Raw genomic sequence first — 15,809 nt, 5'->3', positions numbered from 1 at the left:
AGGTGTGTGCTCCTTATTGTGGGGCGCCCCACAGCAGCCGTGCTTCATAGTGAGGATAAAGCTGCATCACGCTACGGGTAAACTCATATTCAGTGAGCGCAATGGTGTTAAAGGCGTCAGGAATCTCGATGGCCAAGGCATGGTTGGCTCCCAGCCCTTCGCTAGCCGCGTTACTGAGATGCTGGTCTAGCCATGCGAGGTAGTGAGCGGTTTGCTCTAAAACAGTGTTGGGCGGCGCGCTGGGGCCATGGCCGGGCACGGCGATGCGGGCGTTGAGGTCACGTAGCTCGTTAAGCTCTGCCTGCCACTGTTGCAAGCCAGGGCTATGAGCCGTAGCGGCAGCACGCTGGTAGAAGCCCATATCGCCCAAAAACAGTACCCCGGTGGAATGATCCATAATGACCAGGTCACCACCACTGTGGCCGCGCATGGCGTATAGCGTGAGTGGGTAGCTTCCCAGCGTTACCTCGCCTGCCTCAATCGTGTCGGGCAGGGCAATATGCGAGCGCGCCAAGCTGCGCCCGGTCAGCCGCTCTACGTTATCGATCAGTGCTTCTCGATCCCGGGCCATCAGCCTACGAGTGCTGGCTAAGGTGAGGTGCTCTGCCTCGCCGAAGGCGGCATTACCGAAAAAGTGATCAGGGTGGTGGTGGGTATTCAAAACCCAGCGTACGGGGTGGGAGGTGTGCTGTGCAATCACTGTTTTGAGTGCTTCGCCAAAGCGTGGGGTGCTGCCGCTGTCAATAAGAATGGTGCCGTTGGGGGTAGCAATAAATGCTTGGTTGCCGATATGGCCGCAGTTGCTGGTGGAAAGCTCTTCTCTTAAGCCTTCCACCATCCAGGTGTTCTCTGCAATTGGCTGGGCCGTGAGCGGACGTTCGCAGAACATAACCGGCTCGTTGGCCGCTAACGATGTGGTTAGTAGCGACGCTATGCTCGCTAGTAAGCGCATTTTCATGGCTGCAGACCAATAGAGAAGCGGTTGCCGTTGTTGTCCTGGGCGCCAATCACATAGCCCTCTGGGGAGGGGCGCATATGCAGCCCTAGGGTAGGGTTGGCGCTCACCGAGGCTTCGATTTCCAGCGCGGCCACTTGCTGACCCTGTTGATCCAGCAGCTCAAATGACTGTACGTAAAAAGCGGGTTGGCTGGGGATTAAGCCGCTGTCCATGGGGTGAGAAAGGCGCACCCGCAGGCGCTGTTCGCTCTCATTGGCAAACAGCCGACCCTGCAGCTCGCCGAAGGTGTTTTCCCAGTCGTTGTCGGCGCCGGCAATACCCGGCGTGGTACAGCCGCCGCCTTCTGCTTCAATGTAGGTGCCGCCCACATGCCAGGTATCCCCCTGCTTCACTGCTACGCGTACTGCGGAAGCTTGTTCCAAGCGAATATTTAACGAAAGCTTGGCTAGGCCATGGCTCATCGGTGCGTAGTGAAACAGGCGGGGAATAGGATTGAGATCCACCCAGGCGATAATGTCGGTTATCGGCTCGCCGCTGGTTTCTAATCCGCTGGCGTCTAACTCAATGGGCACTTGGCCTGAGTCTTCGGCGAAACTTGGCGCGCTAACGATGACCCGCTCATCAAACACCACAGGGGCGTCGCCCAAAAAGCGCTCGCGGTACACAGGCCACATAAAGGAATCAAGCGGATCCTGTTCAGCGGTGTTCACGGCGGCCAACACGGTGGAGGGCAACATAAATATTAGCCAGATAAACGCTGCGAGGAGTGCCGTGAAAGCCGCGGCGAGCCGTTGTAACGTGATGATGGGCGTTGGGGTTGCCATAGTGCCTCCCAGTTAGGGCTTACTGTCCGGTAGTTTCTATGCTGACCGTTTCTAACCAGGTGCGAATGGCCCATAGCCCTTCTTGGCTGACGTAGTCGGACATGCGCGGCATGAGTACACGGCCGTTGCGCTCGGATCCGTTCGTGACCAGCTCTTTGAACCACTCATCGCCCCATGGGCCGTTCTCCAGCTCGCGCAGGTCGGGGGCGATGCCGCCGGATTTCGCTTCCAGGCCGTGGCAAGCGGCGCAGTTGCTGTTGTAAGCGCGGGCGCCAATATCCACGGCTAGATCATGTTGGGGGTGATCACGGTAAGGGTTCTCTTCCCGCCATTCGTCACCTAGGCGCTCAAGATCTTTAATATCAACGGCTTGAGGGGTCACGCTGCCATGGGGCCATGCCAGTGGTGCAGCGAGCAAAGCCACAAGGGCGATAGCACCTGCTTGGCCTATGGATGTTTTTGTAGAGCCTGTTTTTGAGCCTGCTTTTGAGATTGTTTGTGAGATTGTTTGTGAGATTGTTTTTGTAAGCGTTGTCATGGATTAGCTCCTCAGGGGATCAATGTATCGTCACTTGAGTGAGCATAGGCAGGCACACATGCCGAACCTATAGCACCTTAGGTATCGCTAGCCTCATCCTTTGGAAGTAGTGCTAATTCAGGATGCGAACGCGACTGGAGGGGTAGATGGGTTTTTGATCTGGGCTTCTAAGCTGAGCTTAGTCTTGCTGGCACCACGCAAGCAGCAGCTTGGCCGCTTTGCAGCCATTGCATTGTGATCATTACTCGGATGGAAAACCCATGACATACGCTATCAATAACAACACGTCAGCCCGCAAAATTTCGTGGCCCTTTCGCCTGCGTACCCTCACCGCCGCCGTTGCTTATGCCTCTGCCCTAGGTGTTGGAGGCGTTGCACTGACAGCCCACGCCAGCGAGGTGACCTGGGACGATATTCTCAATGACCATAACACCACTGAAACGGTGTTGATGTACGGCATGGGCGTGAAAGCCCAGCGCTACAGCCCGCTTGATCAAATTAACGCAGACAATGTAGAGATGCTGACCCCTGCATGGTCTCACTCCTTTGGCGATGAAATGCAGCGTGGCCAGGAGTCACAGGCGCTGATCCATGAAGGCGTTATCTATGTTACCGGCTCCTATTCACGTATTTTTGCCATTGATGCACGTACTGGAAAGAGGCTGTGGTCTTATAATCATCGACTGCCCAGCGATATTCGCCCCTGCTGTGACGTCGTGAACCGCGGCGCGGCTATTTACGGCGACAAGGTGTTCTTCGGTACGCTGGATGCGGGGATTGTGGCGCTGAATAAAGATACCGGTGAAGTAGTGTGGCGCGAACGCTTTGGTGACCACCGCGCGGGTTATACCATGACGGGCGCACCAACGATTGTAGAAGATAGCGAAACGGGTCGCGTATTGCTGATTCATGGCTCTTCAGGGGATGAGTTCGGCATTGTGGGTAAGCTCTATGCCCGTGACCCTGATACCGGTGAAGAGATTTGGATGCGCCCCTTTGTTGAAGGCCATATGGGGCGTTTAAACGGTGAGGAGAGCACTCCGACGGGAGATGCCAGCGCGCCCTCCTGGCCCGATGACCCAGACAGCGAAACCGGCAAAGTACAAGCCTGGAGCCAAGGTGGCGGTGCGCCATGGCAGAGCGCCAGCTTCGACCCTGATACCAATACCATTATCATTGGTGCGGGTAACCCGGCCCCCTGGAACGGGTGGGCACGCACCTCTGAAGATGGCGACCCGTCTGACTACGACAGCCTCTATACCTCTGGTCAATTGGGTATCGACCCTTCGACCGGCGAAGTGAAGTGGTTCTATCAGCACACGCCCAACGACACCTGGGACTTCTCAGGCAATAACGAGATCGTGCTGTTCGAATACGAAGATGAAAACGGCCAAACGGTCAACGCCGGTGCCCACGCCGACCGTAATGGCTTCTTCTATGTCACTGACCGCACTAACGGCGAGCTCATCAACGCCTTCCCATTTGTCGATAACATCTCTTGGGCGACCCATATCGATCTGGAAACCGGTCGCCCGGTTGAGGCTGAAGGCCAGCGTCCACCGCGTTTGGAAGAAGGGCAAACCCGCTCTGAACCCGTTGAAGTGTCACCGCCGTTTTTAGGCGGTAAAAACTGGAACCCCATGGCGTATAGCCAGGATACAGGGCTGTTCTACGTACCTGGCAACCACTGGAAAGAAGACTACTGGACAGAAGAAGTCGAGTACGTGGAAGGTGCCGCTTACTTGGGTATGGGCTTCCGTATTAAGCGTATGTACGACGACCATGTGGGTATTCTGCGCGCCATAGACCCGGTGACCGGCGAGTACGCTTGGGAGCATAAAGAGCCTATGCCGCTATGGGCCGGCGTGTTAGCTACTCACGGTGATTTGGTGTTTACCGGTACGGGTGATGGCTACTTCAAAGCCTTCCATGCTGAAACCGGGGAAGAGCTTTGGAAGTTCCAGGTCGGCACCGGCATTATTTCACCACCGGTTACCTGGGAAATGGACGGTGAGCAGTACATCGGTGTCACTGCAGGTTATGGCGGCGCAGTTCCGCTTTGGGGCGGTGACATGGCTGAACTGACGCGACCGATTGCCCAGGGCGGTTCGTTCTGGGTCTTCAAGTTGCCGTCCTTCGTTAAAGAGTTGGCTAACCGTTAAGTTATTAACCCCTCTTGGGCGGCCTTTGCCGCCCTTTTTTGAATCAAGATAACGGTCATGGAGAGAACAATAATGATAACGCGTAATAGTGTGCCTTTATGGCGCCGCCAAACAACGGCGGTTTTGCTCTGCCTTAGCGCGATAGGCAGTGTCGTTGCCGACGACTATGTTGAAGCGTACCAACCGCCAGTACATAACGGCTGCGAGCTGGTGCCCGGCGCTCAGTGCGTCAATATGGACTTATCCGGCGGTGACTTTGCTAACCTTGATTTGCAAGGCGCTAACTTTGCGGGCAGCAACTTAGACGGCTCGGATTTCCGCCATAGCAATCTACGCAGCGTCGATTTTGAAGGTGCATCGCTGCGCCACGCTAACCTTAATCGCGCGCGTATGCCCAACACCCACCTGCGTGGTGCCGATCTTTCCCATGCCAGTTTGGTTGGGGTGGATAGCTGGAGTATTTATGCCCAGGGGGCGACGTTTGATCATGCTGACCTGACTGGGGCCAATTTGGAATTTGCCCGGCTGTCTGGGGCCAGTATGCAGGGAGCGAAGCTGATGGGCAGCAACCTGGAAATGGCCTGGATGAATAAGGTTAACCTAATAGGGGCGGATCTGCGCGATGCTAACCTGCAAGAAGTCAAAATGAACATTGCCCGTCTTAACGATGCCGATATGACCGGTGCGCGTATCCACTACGGTAACTTCCAAATGGCCCAAATGGAGGGATGTACCGCCTGCCCGTTTGATTGGGAGTGATGCCATCATGCCGACACAACACCCGGCGTACTCTGTGCGCCGCTATATCATTTGTTTGGCGTGGATAAGTGGAATAGTTAGCGGCGTGGCGGGCGCTGACGTGCCTGCAGCGGCGTTTAACCAACAAGGCTATCGGTTACCGCCATTTAAAGCCCCTGTCACTGCACCGCTACCTGGGGTGACCACGTTAGATGACGATACTTTTCAAGCGCTGCTGGACTCGTCGTCGGTCATCCTGGTGGATGTCTACGCGTTAACCTGGCATGACGGCCTTTTTCTGCAGGATACGCCTCACTTAACGATCCCCGGCAGTATTTGGCTGCCTAACGTGGGTGCACCTGCTTTGGAAGATGAGTGGCGTGATTACTTCACGCAAGCACTCGATGCGCAGCGTGAGAACGCTGAGGCAGCGCCGTTGGCGTTCTTTTGCCGCAGCGACTGCTGGCTTTCCTGGAATGCTGCCCGACGCGCTGAGGCAATGGGCTATGAAGAGCTCTATTGGTACCCCAATGGGGTGGATGGCTGGCAAGCGAGCGGTCATTCATTAGCCGCTGTTTGCCCGCAACTGCCTGCCCATGCTGAGCGAGCCACCTGCGAGCCTTAATGGGGTTATTCCCGATAAATGGATTTATTGCCGATAAATCAGCTCGGGCGTTTGGCGGGGCGAAGGCGCCGCTGAACCACCCTGGCTCTGTAACTGCTTTGTTTGCAACTGCTTTGATTGGCGGGCATTGCGGGGAATCAGGGGGGCTTGCTCTGGCGCGCTTTGGGCGTTTTCTGCGATCAGGCTCTCTAGCAACCCATGCTGGGGAGAGTGCTGGCAAACGGGGTCGGTAGCGTTCATATCGCCGGTTAACAAATACGCTTGGCAACGGCAGCCGCCATGGTCTTTATCGCGCTCGTCGCACTGCTGGCAGAGTGTGGGCATCCACTGGGTGCCGCGAAAACGGTTAAAGGCATCGCTTTGGTACCAAATATCCTGCAGCGACGTCTCTTTTACGTTGGGAAACGCCATCGGCAGTTCCCTGGCGCTATGGCAGGGCAACACGGCGCCATCCGGGGCAACGGTCATAAAAATGCTGCCCCAGCCGCCCATGCATGCCTTAGGCGCTTGTTCAAAGTAGTCCGGCACCACAAACAACAACGACATATCGCGGCCCCTTGCCGCCAGGGTTTCCCGCCAGCGGTTGGTTTCCGCCTCGGCACGTACCAGCTGTTCCCGGGTAGGCATCAACGCTTGACGGTTTAAAAACGCCCAGCCGTAATACTGGCAGTTGGCCAGCTCAACAGCATCTGCACCGAGTTCATCACAGAGGGCAATCAGCTCGCCAATTTGATCGATATTGTGCCGATGCAGCACCACGTTCAATACCATGGGGTAGCCAGCGGCTTTGACGGCTTTTGCCATTGCCAGCTTGTTGGCATGGGCCTTGGCAGAGCCGGCCAGCGCCTGGGCCAGTTCGGGGTCGGCAGCCTGCAGGCTAATCTGAATATGATCCAGGCCTGCTTCTGCCAGAGCGTCTACCCGCTGGGCAGTAAGGCCCACGCCGGAGGTTAGCAGGTTGGTATAAAAGCCCAGCGTGCGTGCTTCGCGTACCAGCGCTTCCAGATCCTGGCGAATCAGCGGCTCGCCGCCGGAAAAACCCAACTGAGCCGCCCCCATGGCCCGGGCCTGGCGCAGCACGCTAAACCACGCTTCGCTATCCAGCTCGTTTTGGTAGCGGGTAAAGGCCAGCGGGTTAGAGCAGTAGGCGCACTGCAGCGGGCAGCGGTAGGTAAGTTCTGCCAGCAGCCATAAAGGTGGTGAGGTCGCTTCAGCAGTGCTTTGATTCACCCCGTTTGTATCAGCCACAGTGAACCTCCTTCGCGGCTAGCCAGCCGTTGGTACGTGCTTCCTCGATAAACTGCACGACGTCGTCTGCTAGGGTCTCCGCGCCTGGGTAGCGCCGCTGCAGGGTAGCGATAATGTCGGCGACGGATTGGTGGCCATCAACCTGTTCAAGAATCGCTCCGGCAGTCGTGCTGAGCTTGACCATACCTTCGGGGTAAAGAATGACGTGGCAGCCCTGAATGGCTTCCCACTGTAACCGCCAGCCGCGTCGCAGTTGGTAAATGTCTTGCTGTGCCATGTTGAATTCCCCCAACGCTCGTCAATCAAGGTCTAGTAAAGTGAGTGCTCAAGCCCACGGTGATACACCGCTTCACGGGTAACGGTATGGTAAGGCGGACGGCCTAACTGATAGGCCATGGTCATGGCATCCAACATGCTCCACAGCACATCGAGCTTGAATTGCAGGATGTTCAGCGCACGTTGCTGCAGCGCCACCGTCGTACACACGCTTAAGGCGATTTCCAGGCCGTGCTCGACGTCTCGGCGGGCTTCGCTAAGGCGCTTGCGAAAGTAGCGATAGCCCTGCTCGTTAATCCACGGGTAGTGCTGGGGCCAGGTATCCAGGCGGTTTTGGTGGGCAAGCGGCGCAAACAGCTCGGTAAGCGATGAGATCGCGGCCTCCTGCCAGGGCGCGCGGGCGACGAAGTGGCGGTAGGCATCGACGGCAAAGCGCACGCCGGGTAACACGCGCTCCTGGGAAAGCAGTGTATGGCGGTGTAATCCCACGGCTTCACCGAGGGCCAGCCAGGCTTCAATCCCACCCTCATCGCCAGCGTGGCCGTCGTGGTCTAGCAGGCGCTGCACCCATTGCCTGCGGATGGCTGCATCCGGGCAGTTGGCCAGTAGCGCGGCATCTTTTTGGGGAATCATTAGCTGGTAGTAAAAGCGGTTAGCCACCCAGCCCTGCAATTGTTCTCGGCTAAGTTCGCCGTTGGCCATCGCCTGCTGAAAAGGGTGGTTAAGGTGGTAGTACTGCCCTTTACTCATCAGCGCTTCACGGAACGCCTCCCGATTGAGCGGGGTGTCAGAAGCACAGGGCGTTATTGCGGTTAGCGCCATGATCAATCTCCTAATATTGGCGACAGGGTTATAGCGTGAGCTGCATACCGTCGTAGGCTGTTTCGATGCCTGCGTCCTGAACTGTTTTTGCCGCCTCGCTGGAGCGGTCTAAAATCGGGTTGGTGTTGTTGATATGAATCAAAATGCGCCGCGTGCTGCTGGGCAGGTCGTTAAGTAGCTCACACATGCCGCCATTGCCATGGAGCGCTAGGTGCCCCATCTGTTGGCCTGTCGAAGTGCCAACGCCGAGTGCCTGCATTTCGTCGTCTTCCCACAAGGTGCCGTCCACCATCACCACATCGGCGGCATGTAAGAAGCGCATGGCCAGCGGTGTGGGATTGCCAAGCCCCGGGGCATAGCACAGCGACTTACCGCTGCGGCGGTCGACAATATACAGCCCTAAATTATCACCACAGGAAGTAGCCCCGCGCCGTGGTGAATAGGGTGGGGCATTGCTGTGTAGCGCAAAGGCAGTAAGCGCGATATCCGGCAGGAAGGGAATCGAAAACTCGACCACCTCCTGATGATCTTCCAAGCCAACCGGCTGCCAGCGCAGCCCGCCCCAGTGCTCGAGCATCGGAAACAGTGGAAACCCAGTAGATAAATCGTTATGTACATTGGGCGTGCACCATACATCCAGTGGGCAGCCCTCTCTTAAAGAAAGTAGCCCGGTGACGTGGTCGATCTGGGCATCCACCAGCAGTACGCCTCGAATACCGCTGCCACGCAGTGCGTTAGGCCATAGCTCCGGGTTGGCGTTGAGTTGGGCGCGAATGTCAGGGGAGGCGTTGCAGAGCAACCACCGTTTGCCATCAATGCTTAACGCAATGGTTGATTGAGTGCGTGGTTGATGGTCGCTGCTGCCTTGGCGAGCGCGGAAGCAGTTCGGGCAGTTGCAATTCCACTGGGGGAAGCCGCCACCTGCGGCAGCCCCAAGAACGATAACCTGCATAGGCTGGACTCTTAAGTTGGTGCTGCGGTGAAAGCCCCTGCCTAGTATGAGCGGGTTGATATAGACAGGGGGCACGACTCAGTAAGTAGAAGTTAGCGGGTAGAGATATAGAGCGTTACTTCAAAGCCAAGGCGCATATCTTGATAGGTCGGTTTCGTCCACATAAGTCACTCTCCTGCGTTGTTAAGCATGTTGTCGTGAGTGGTATTGCAACGGTCGTTACAAGTGCTACTACACATGTTGGTGCGGGTACCATCAGCGGTTAAGCGTTATTGCCATGCCCGCTTCTTCAGTAAAGCACTGGTAGAGCCAATTGCCTGTGGTACTTTGGAAGTAGTTTTCTCGCTCTTTTTGGTGGGGCTTGAAGCCTCAATCAGCCCATGTTGTAGTTAAACAACCCAGTTGAATCAAAGGTTGAATAGTATCTGGTAGCCGCCCCGTTAGATCCTAGACGGCTAACAGGTGCTATGACTAACGTCGAAAATGGGCAGTGCCCAATCTCTGCATGGCGGCGCTGTAGGAAGGTAACAGCAGCAGAAAAAAATAAAGGAGAACACGAGTGAAAATAGGTGCACCGAAAGAGAGTGCCCGGGGGGAAGCGCGTGTTGCGCTAACCCCCGAGAGCGCCAAGCAGATCCAGAAGCTAGGCCACGAGTGCTTAGTAGAATCCGGCGCTGGTCTGGCGGCGGGCTTCAATGACGACACTTATCGTGATGCGGGCGTTACCGTGGTGGAAGGAGCGGATGCGCTCTGGAACGACGCCGAGGTGGTCATTAAAGTCCGCGAGCCCTCTGATGCAGAAGCCGAGAGGCTGCGCAAAGGCCAAACCCTGATTGCCTTCTTCTGGCCAGCGCAAAACGAAGCGCTGCTGGAGAAGTGTAAGGCCCAGGGCGCCACCGTGATTGCCATGGATATGGTGCCGCGTATCTCCCGAGCGCAGAAGATGGACGCACTCTCCTCCATGGCCAATATCGCCGGTTACCGGGCGGTGATTGAAGCGGGCAACAACTTTGGCCGCTTCTTTACCGGCCAGGTAACGGCGGCAGGTAAAGTGCCCCCCGCGAAGGTACTGGTGATCGGTGCAGGGGTGGCAGGCTTGGCGGCGATCGGCACCGCCACTAGCCTGGGCGCCGTAGTGCGCGCCTTTGATGTACGCCCCGAGGTCTCTGAACAGATCGAGTCTATGGGTGCCGAGTTCCTGTTTCTCGATTTCGAAGATAGCCAGGATGGTTCTGAAAGCGGTGGTTACGCCTCGCCTTCGAGCCCTGAGTTCCGTGAGAAGCAGCTTGAGTGCTTCCGCGAGCAGGCCCCTGATGTGGATATCGTCATTACCACCGCGCTAATTCCTGGCCGTCCTGCGCCCAAGCTGTGGCTGGAAGATATGGTTGAGGCCATGAAGCCAGGGTCGGTGGTTATTGACTTAGCTGCCGAGAAGGGCGGCAACTGCGATCTCACCAAACCGGATGAGCGGGTAGTCAGTGATAACGGAGTAGTGGTGGTCGGCTATACCGACTTCCCCTCGCGCATGGCTACGCAATCATCGCTGCTCTATGCCACCAATATCCGCCATATGTTGACTGATCTAACCCCCGAGAAAGACGGGGTGATCAACCATAATATGGAAGACGATGTGATCCGTGGCGCCACGGTGACTCACGAGGGTGAAATAACTTTCCCGCCGCCGCCGCCCAAAGTCAAAGCGATTGCGGCTGCTAAGCCGAAGAAGAAAGAGAAGGAGCCCACGCCAGAGGAGAAAAAAGCCGCTGAGCTCGCCACCTTTAAAGCACAAACCAAGCGCCAGGTGGGACTATTGGCCGTCGGTGGCGCGCTGATGCTGCTGTTGGGGCAAGTGGCTCCGGTGTCGTTTATGCAGCACTTTATTGTCTTTGTGCTGGCCTGCTTTATCGGCTTCCAGGTGATCTGGAACGTCAGCCACTCGCTGCATACACCGCTGATGGCGGTCACTAACGCCATTTCGGGCATCATTATTCTGGGGGCGATTCTGCAGATTGGCTCCGGCAGTGCCATCGTGGGCGTGCTGGCATCAATCTCGGTGCTTATCGCGTCAATCAATATCGTGGGTGGCTTCCTGGTGACACGCCGGATGCTGGCCATGTTCCAAAAATCCTAAGCGGCGGAGAGACGATATGTTAGGTCAAGGATTCGTATCTGCCGCGGCGATCGCGGCAAGCGTACTGTTTATTCTGTCGCTGGGCGGCTTGAGTAACCAGGAAAAAGCCAAGCGGGCCGTGTGGTACGGCATTGTGGGTATGGCGCTGGCGGTGTTTTTTACCTCATTAGGGCCGGGTATCGGTGGCTACTGGTGGCTGATCCCGATGATGGTCATTGGTGCCGGTATCGGCGTCTACGTGGCGGGCAAGGTCGAGATGACCGAAATGCCGCAACTCGTGGCAGCGCTGCACAGCTTTGTTGGCTTGGCCGCGGTGTTTGTGGCCTGGAGCGCGGATTTAGAGCGCCGCCGGGTACTGGCGGCACAAGCAGCCGATGGCGCTATGCAGGAGTTTTCTGCGTTTGCCGCGCTGGTCGCCACCAAAGCCCCCGATGAGCTGATGTTCCTGCAAGTCGAGGTAGTGCTGGGCATCTTTATCGGTGCGGTGACGTTCACCGGCTCGGTGATTGCCTTCGGCAAGCTCGCTGGCAAGGTCGATGGCAAGCCACGTCAGTTGCCTGGCGGGCATATGCTGAATGCCGGGGCGGCAGTTCTGTCGCTGCTGCTGGCGATTCTCTACCTGAACGGTGCAGGCTTCTGGACGCTGATTGTGCTGGCTCTGCTTGCCTTCTTTATCGGCTATCACCTGATCATGGGCATTGGCGGTGCCGATATGCCCGTGGTGGTCTCCATGCTCAACAGCTACTCCGGCTGGGCAGCGGCCGCTATCGGCTTCACGCTCTCCAACGATTTGTTGATTGTCACCGGCGCGTTGGTGGGCTCCTCCGGTGCGATTCTCTCTTACATCATGTGTAAGGCGATGAACCGCAACTTCGTCAATGTGATTCTAGGTGGCTTTGGTGGCAGCCAAGGGCCGGCGGCAGAGATTGAAGGCGAGCAGGTGGCCATCGACGCCGGTGGTGTAGCCAGCGCTCTGAACGATGCGGATAGCGTCATCATCGTGCCGGGTTACGGCATGGCGGTGGCCCAGGCGCAAACCGCAGTGAGCGATCTGGTGCGTAAACTGCGTGCAGCGGGCAAGACCGTGCGCTTCGGTATTCACCCGGTCGCGGGCCGCTTGCCAGGGCATATGAACGTACTACTGGCAGAAGCTAAGGTGCCTTACGATATCGTGCTGGAAATGGATGAAATCAATGACGATTTCGCCACCACCGACGTGGTGATCGTGATTGGCTCCAACGATATCGTGAACCCTGCGGCCGAAGAAGACCCCAACAGCCCCATCGCCGGTATGCCGGTGTTGAAGGTGTGGGAGGCCAAGCAGGTGTTTGTCAGCAAGCGCGGCCAGGGAACTGGCTACTCCGGTATCGAAAATCCGCTGTTCTTCAAGGACAACACGCGCATGTTCTACGGCGATGCCCGGGATAGCTTAAATGCGCTGCTGCCGCTGATTGATTAGGTGAGGGCAAGCTAACTAAAGACGAATGATTAAGAGAGATTGAGCACTGAGCCCGCGATTATTCGCGGGCTTTTTTTTGTCTGGAGCTATCTATCCCTAGCTGCATGCTTTCGGCACTCCTGCTATGGTCGGATAACGCCTTCACTGTTGAGCAATTGCTACCATGAATCAACGCCCTAACCCCCGGGTGCTGCTGCGCCTGTTGGGACTGCTTCGCCCTTACAAAACTCGCTTAGCGTTAGCGGGGTTAGCGTTGCTGATGGCCTCAGGTAGCGTACTGCTGCTGGGTAATGGGCTGCGGTTGGTGATTGATCAGGGCTTTTTGGCCTCGGATGAACAGGCACTGGCCCAATCGCTAGGTTTGATGCTGGCCGTGGTTACGGTGCTGGCGTTTGCTTCCGCGCTGCGCTACTACCAGGTGACCTGGATTGGTGAGCGCCTGGCCGCTGACCTGCGCCAGCGGGTGTTTGATCATTTACTTACCTTGGAGCCAAGCTTTTTCGAAAGTGCCAGCGATGGCCGCGCCGCGGGGGAGATCGCCTCACGGCTGACAGCGGACACCAGCGTACTGCAGAGCCTGTTTGGCTCCTCGGTATCGCTGGCGCTGCGTAATCTGTTCATGCTGGTGGGGGCCGTGGTGCTCATGCTGGTCACCCAGCCGTGGCTCTCGGCGATGGTATTGATAGGTATCCCCGCCACGCTCTTGCCTATCGTGTGGTACGGCCGCCGGGTGCGGCGGCTTTCCCGCACCAGTCAGGATCGCGTGGCCGAACTGGGCCGCTATGCTGAGGAGGCGCTAAGCGGCATTCGAACCCTCCAGGCGTTTACCCATGAAGCGGCGGATAAAACCCACTATGGCCAGCGCGTGGAGCAGGCGTTCAGCAGCGCCGTGGAGCGTACCCAGCAGCGGGCCTGGTTGACCGGTATCGCCATGCTGGTGGTGTTTACGGCCGTGGGCTTAATGCTCTGGCAGGGTGGTCAGGCGGTGTTAGACGGCACCATGAGTGCGGGTGAGCTATCGGCATTTATTTTTTATGCCGTGCTGGCGGCGGGGGCTATTGCCACCTTGGCTGAAGTCGCGGGTGATGTGCAGCGTGCAGCAGGGGCGGCGGAGCGCTTATTGGAGCTGCTCGATACGCAGCCCGCTATCCAGTCGCCGGCGACTCCCCAGGCCCTACCCAACCCTTTGCGTGGTGAGATTACCCTGGAGAGCGTCACCTTTACCTACCCTGGGCGGGAAACAGCAGCGCTCGAAGGATTTGATCTGCATATTCAGCCAGGGGAGCGGGTGGCCATCGTCGGGCCGTCAGGGGCGGGTAAGAGCACGCTTTTGGCACTGTTGCTGCGCTTTTATGACCCCAGCCAGGGGCGCATTACCTTGGATGATAGGGATGTCCGTACGCTAGATCTTGCTGCCTTGCGCGGCGCCATGGGGCTGGTAGCCCAGGAGCCAGTGCTGTTTAGTGGCTCGGTGGCCGAAAATCTGCGTTACGGAGATGCGAAAGCGGATATCGATAGATTGCGCACTGCCGCTCAGGACGCCAGTGCCCTCGACTTTATCGACGCACTGCCCCAAGGCTTTGACACCCTCCTAGGCCCCGGAGGGGTACAGCTCTCCGGTGGACAGCGTCAGCGGCTCGCTATTGCTCGAGCGCTGCTCAAAAATCCTGCTGTACTGCTGTTGGACGAAGCGACGAGTGCTTTGGATGCAGAGAGCGAGCGGCTGGTACAGCAGGCGCTTGATCGGTTGATGGTGGGCCGCACCAGTATCGTGATCGCCCACCGGCTGGCGACTGTTATTGCCGCTGACCGCTTGCTGGTGCTGGATGGTGGGAAGCTAGTCGCGGCGGGCACCCACGCGGAATTGATCACCACCAGCGCGCTCTATCGTCATTTAGCAGCGTTGCAGTTTGGCGGTGAAACGTAATAAAACGGTTCTTTTAACGATGGGAAACCCTATGTCGAGCTTCTTTCAGCGCCTTAACGCCGTAAACGCCCCTTCGATTGGTCTGGGCTGTATGAACCTCTCCCACGGTTACGGCAGCATCGTGCCGGAAAGCGCAGCCCTACGGGCGCTGGATGAGGCTTTTGATATGGGCTATCGCCATTTCGACACCGCTACGCTGTATGGCGCCACGGCTAATGAGAAAGTGGTCGGGCGCGCCATGGAAGGCAAGCGGCACCAGCTCTTTCTGGCCAGTAAATGTGGCATGGCCATGGATCCTGAGTCGGGCAAGCGGGTGATTGATGGTCGCCCGGAAACCCTGCGCAAGCAGTGCGAAGCAAGCCTTGCGCGCCTGCGTACCGACCATTTGGATCTCTACTACCTGCACCGCTTGGATCGCCAAATCCCCATCGAAGAGAGCGTGGGGGCGCTGGGGCGCTTGGCGGAAGAGGGCAAGATAGGTGGTGTGGGGCTATCCGAAATATCAGCGATCACGCTGCGCCGCGCGGTGGCTGAGTACCCTATTGCTGCGGTGCAGTCAGAGTACTCGCTGTGGACGCGCAATCCTGAAATTGCGTTGATTCAGGCGTGTCGAGAATTGGATGTTGCTCTGGTAGCGTTTAGCCCGCTGGGGCGTGGTTTCTTAACTGGCGCTATCAAAGACCCGGCGCGCCTAGAAGAGGGCGATATGCGCCGACAGATGCCGCGCTTTAGTGCCGACAACTACCCGCAAAATTTAAAACTATTTGAACGCCTGGCGGTGCTGGCGCAGGCCTTGAACGTTACGCCAGGGCAACTTGCGTTGGCGTGGCTGAAGGCTCAGGGGCAGGACATTATCCCTATTCCTGGTACCCGCTCGACTGGTCATATGCGTGAAAACTTAGCGGCAGAGACACTGCACCTTGATGTCACTACCTTGTCTCAGTTGAGTGCCATGATGACTCCAGGCCAAGTGGCAGGTGCGCGCTACAGTGAGGCGCAGCAAGCGGACATCGATACGGAAGAGTTTGAGTCACGGTAGTGCACGCAAAGTAGCGATGTATAAAAGCTATTAGATCGGTCGCTAAAAGTAAATTGTGCCTATGAAGGTTGTGGGCTAAAAATGTACCAAGTGAGAGAAGCGTTCTGTGT

Annotated in this window: 15 protein-coding genes; 7 read left to right on the top strand and 8 right to left on the bottom strand. The window is 57.3% G+C overall.

Annotated features, from left to right (window positions below; all coding sequences use genetic code 11):
- Positions 1–13: 13 nt before the first annotated feature.
- From ACFIOZ_RS19845 to pedF, 3 genes are read right to left on the bottom strand one after another with little or no spacing between them, the layout of a single operon-like run.
- The gene (locus ACFIOZ_RS19845) at positions 14–958 is read right to left on the bottom strand and encodes a quinoprotein relay system zinc metallohydrolase 1 (RefSeq protein ID WP_386080695.1); all 945 of its coding nucleotides are present in this window, start codon (positions 956–958) and stop codon (positions 14–16) included.
- Positions 955–1,782, bottom strand: coding sequence for a quinoprotein dehydrogenase-associated SoxYZ-like carrier (locus ACFIOZ_RS19840; RefSeq protein WP_386080694.1), 828 nt, complete (start codon positions 1,780–1,782; stop codon positions 955–957). The genes ACFIOZ_RS19845 and ACFIOZ_RS19840 overlap by 4 nt, the downstream gene beginning before the upstream one ends.
- 19 nt (positions 1,783–1,801) lie before the next feature.
- Positions 1,802–2,206: a cytochrome c-550 PedF gene (pedF, locus tag ACFIOZ_RS19835; RefSeq protein ID WP_170938506.1), complete on the bottom strand. Its 405-nt coding sequence runs from the start codon at positions 2,204–2,206 to the stop codon at positions 1,802–1,804.
- Between the two features lie 374 nt (positions 2,207–2,580).
- On the opposite strand from pedF, the gene ACFIOZ_RS19830 reads away from it, so the two are divergent.
- The 3 genes from ACFIOZ_RS19830 (at position 2,581) to ACFIOZ_RS19820 (ending at position 5,845) form a co-directional block, all read left to right on the top strand.
- Positions 2,581–4,482 carry a methanol/ethanol family PQQ-dependent dehydrogenase gene (locus ACFIOZ_RS19830; RefSeq protein WP_386080692.1) on the top strand — a complete coding sequence of 634 codons (1,902 nt, stop codon included), beginning with the start codon at positions 2,581–2,583 and terminating at the stop codon, positions 4,480–4,482.
- Between the two features lie 72 nt (positions 4,483–4,554).
- Positions 4,555–5,241, top strand: coding sequence for a pentapeptide repeat-containing protein (locus ACFIOZ_RS19825; protein ID WP_386080691.1), 687 nt, complete (start codon positions 4,555–4,557; stop codon positions 5,239–5,241).
- Between the two features lie 7 nt (positions 5,242–5,248).
- Positions 5,249–5,845, top strand: coding sequence for a rhodanese-like domain-containing protein (locus tag ACFIOZ_RS19820; protein ID WP_386080689.1), 597 nt, complete (start codon positions 5,249–5,251; stop codon positions 5,843–5,845).
- Positions 5,846–5,869: 24 nt separating this feature from the next.
- Here ACFIOZ_RS19820 and pqqE read toward each other — a convergent pair whose 3' ends face one another.
- The 5 genes from pqqE to pqqA form a co-directional block, all read right to left on the bottom strand.
- Positions 5,870–7,093 carry a pyrroloquinoline quinone biosynthesis protein PqqE gene (gene pqqE / locus ACFIOZ_RS19815; RefSeq protein ID WP_386080687.1) on the bottom strand — a complete coding sequence of 408 codons (1,224 nt, stop codon included), beginning with the start codon at positions 7,091–7,093 and terminating at the stop codon, positions 5,870–5,872.
- Positions 7,086–7,370: a pyrroloquinoline quinone biosynthesis peptide chaperone PqqD gene (gene pqqD, locus ACFIOZ_RS19810; protein WP_386080685.1), complete on the bottom strand. Its 285-nt coding sequence runs from the start codon at positions 7,368–7,370 to the stop codon at positions 7,086–7,088. Before pqqD ends, pqqE begins: the two co-directional genes overlap by 8 nt.
- 32 nt (positions 7,371–7,402) lie before the next feature.
- Positions 7,403–8,191 carry a pyrroloquinoline-quinone synthase PqqC gene (gene pqqC / locus ACFIOZ_RS19805; protein ID WP_386080683.1) on the bottom strand — a complete coding sequence of 263 codons (789 nt, stop codon included), beginning with the start codon at positions 8,189–8,191 and terminating at the stop codon, positions 7,403–7,405.
- Between the two features lie 28 nt (positions 8,192–8,219).
- A complete protein-coding gene (gene pqqB / locus ACFIOZ_RS19800) occupies positions 8,220–9,143 on the bottom strand; it encodes a pyrroloquinoline quinone biosynthesis protein PqqB (RefSeq protein ID WP_386080682.1) in 924 nt (307 codons plus the stop codon).
- A gap of 92 nt (positions 9,144–9,235) precedes the next feature.
- Entirely contained in the window at positions 9,236–9,307 is a 72-nt protein-coding gene (gene pqqA, locus ACFIOZ_RS19795; protein WP_009722990.1) for a pyrroloquinoline quinone precursor peptide PqqA, read from the bottom strand.
- Positions 9,308–9,702: 395 nt separating this feature from the next.
- On the opposite strand from pqqA, the gene ACFIOZ_RS19790 reads away from it, so the two are divergent.
- The 4 genes from ACFIOZ_RS19790 to ACFIOZ_RS19775 all read left to right on the top strand — a co-directional run bounded on the left by ACFIOZ_RS19790 (position 9,703) and on the right by ACFIOZ_RS19775 (position 15,699).
- Positions 9,703–11,274 (top strand): Re/Si-specific NAD(P)(+) transhydrogenase subunit alpha, encoded by a 1,572-nt coding sequence (locus ACFIOZ_RS19790; protein WP_386080680.1) that lies wholly within the window; start codon positions 9,703–9,705, stop codon positions 11,272–11,274.
- 16 nt (positions 11,275–11,290) lie between these two features.
- The gene (locus tag ACFIOZ_RS19785) at positions 11,291–12,733 is read left to right on the top strand and encodes an NAD(P)(+) transhydrogenase (Re/Si-specific) subunit beta (protein ID WP_386080678.1); all 1,443 of its coding nucleotides are present in this window, start codon (positions 11,291–11,293) and stop codon (positions 12,731–12,733) included.
- A 163-nt stretch (positions 12,734–12,896) separates the two neighbouring features.
- Positions 12,897–14,660, top strand: a complete 1,764-nt coding sequence (locus ACFIOZ_RS19780; protein WP_386080676.1) for an ABC transporter transmembrane domain-containing protein — start codon at positions 12,897–12,899, stop codon at positions 14,658–14,660.
- Between the two features lie 31 nt (positions 14,661–14,691).
- Positions 14,692–15,699 carry an aldo/keto reductase gene (locus tag ACFIOZ_RS19775; protein WP_386080674.1) on the top strand — a complete coding sequence of 336 codons (1,008 nt, stop codon included), beginning with the start codon at positions 14,692–14,694 and terminating at the stop codon, positions 15,697–15,699.
- The last annotated feature ends 110 nt before the right edge of the window (positions 15,700–15,809 follow it).

The organism is Vreelandella sp. F11 (assembly GCF_042466685.1).
In the GTDB taxonomy this organism is placed as follows: Bacteria; Pseudomonadota; Gammaproteobacteria; order Pseudomonadales; family Halomonadaceae; genus Vreelandella.
This window is presented reverse-complemented; position numbering and strand designations above follow the sequence as displayed.

What these genes read in the sequence shown, in the direction of transcription:
- ACFIOZ_RS19845 (WP_386080695.1), bottom strand. Translation starts at nt 958, where the DNA reads ATGAAAATGCGCTTACTAGCGAGCATAGCGTCGCTACTAACCACATCG.
- ACFIOZ_RS19840 (WP_386080694.1), bottom strand. Translation starts at nt 1,782, where the DNA reads ATGGCAACCCCAACGCCCATCATCACGTTACAACGGCTCGCCGCGGCT.
- ACFIOZ_RS19830 (WP_386080692.1), top strand. Translation starts at nt 2,581, where the DNA reads ATGACATACGCTATCAATAACAACACGTCAGCCCGCAAAATTTCGTGG.
- ACFIOZ_RS19825 (WP_386080691.1), top strand. Translation starts at nt 4,555, where the DNA reads ATGATAACGCGTAATAGTGTGCCTTTATGGCGCCGCCAAACAACGGCG.
- ACFIOZ_RS19820 (WP_386080689.1), top strand. Translation starts at nt 5,249, where the DNA reads ATGCCGACACAACACCCGGCGTACTCTGTGCGCCGCTATATCATTTGT.
- pqqD (WP_386080685.1), bottom strand. Translation starts at nt 7,370, where the DNA reads ATGGCACAGCAAGACATTTACCAACTGCGACGCGGCTGGCGGTTACAG.
- pqqC (WP_386080683.1), bottom strand. Translation starts at nt 8,191, where the DNA reads ATGGCGCTAACCGCAATAACGCCCTGTGCTTCTGACACCCCGCTCAAT.
- pqqB (WP_386080682.1), bottom strand. Translation starts at nt 9,143, where the DNA reads ATGCAGGTTATCGTTCTTGGGGCTGCCGCAGGTGGCGGCTTCCCCCAG.
- ACFIOZ_RS19785 (WP_386080678.1), top strand. Translation starts at nt 11,291, where the DNA reads ATGTTAGGTCAAGGATTCGTATCTGCCGCGGCGATCGCGGCAAGCGTA.
- ACFIOZ_RS19780 (WP_386080676.1), top strand. Translation starts at nt 12,897, where the DNA reads ATGAATCAACGCCCTAACCCCCGGGTGCTGCTGCGCCTGTTGGGACTG.
- ACFIOZ_RS19775 (WP_386080674.1), top strand. Translation starts at nt 14,692, where the DNA reads ATGTCGAGCTTCTTTCAGCGCCTTAACGCCGTAAACGCCCCTTCGATT.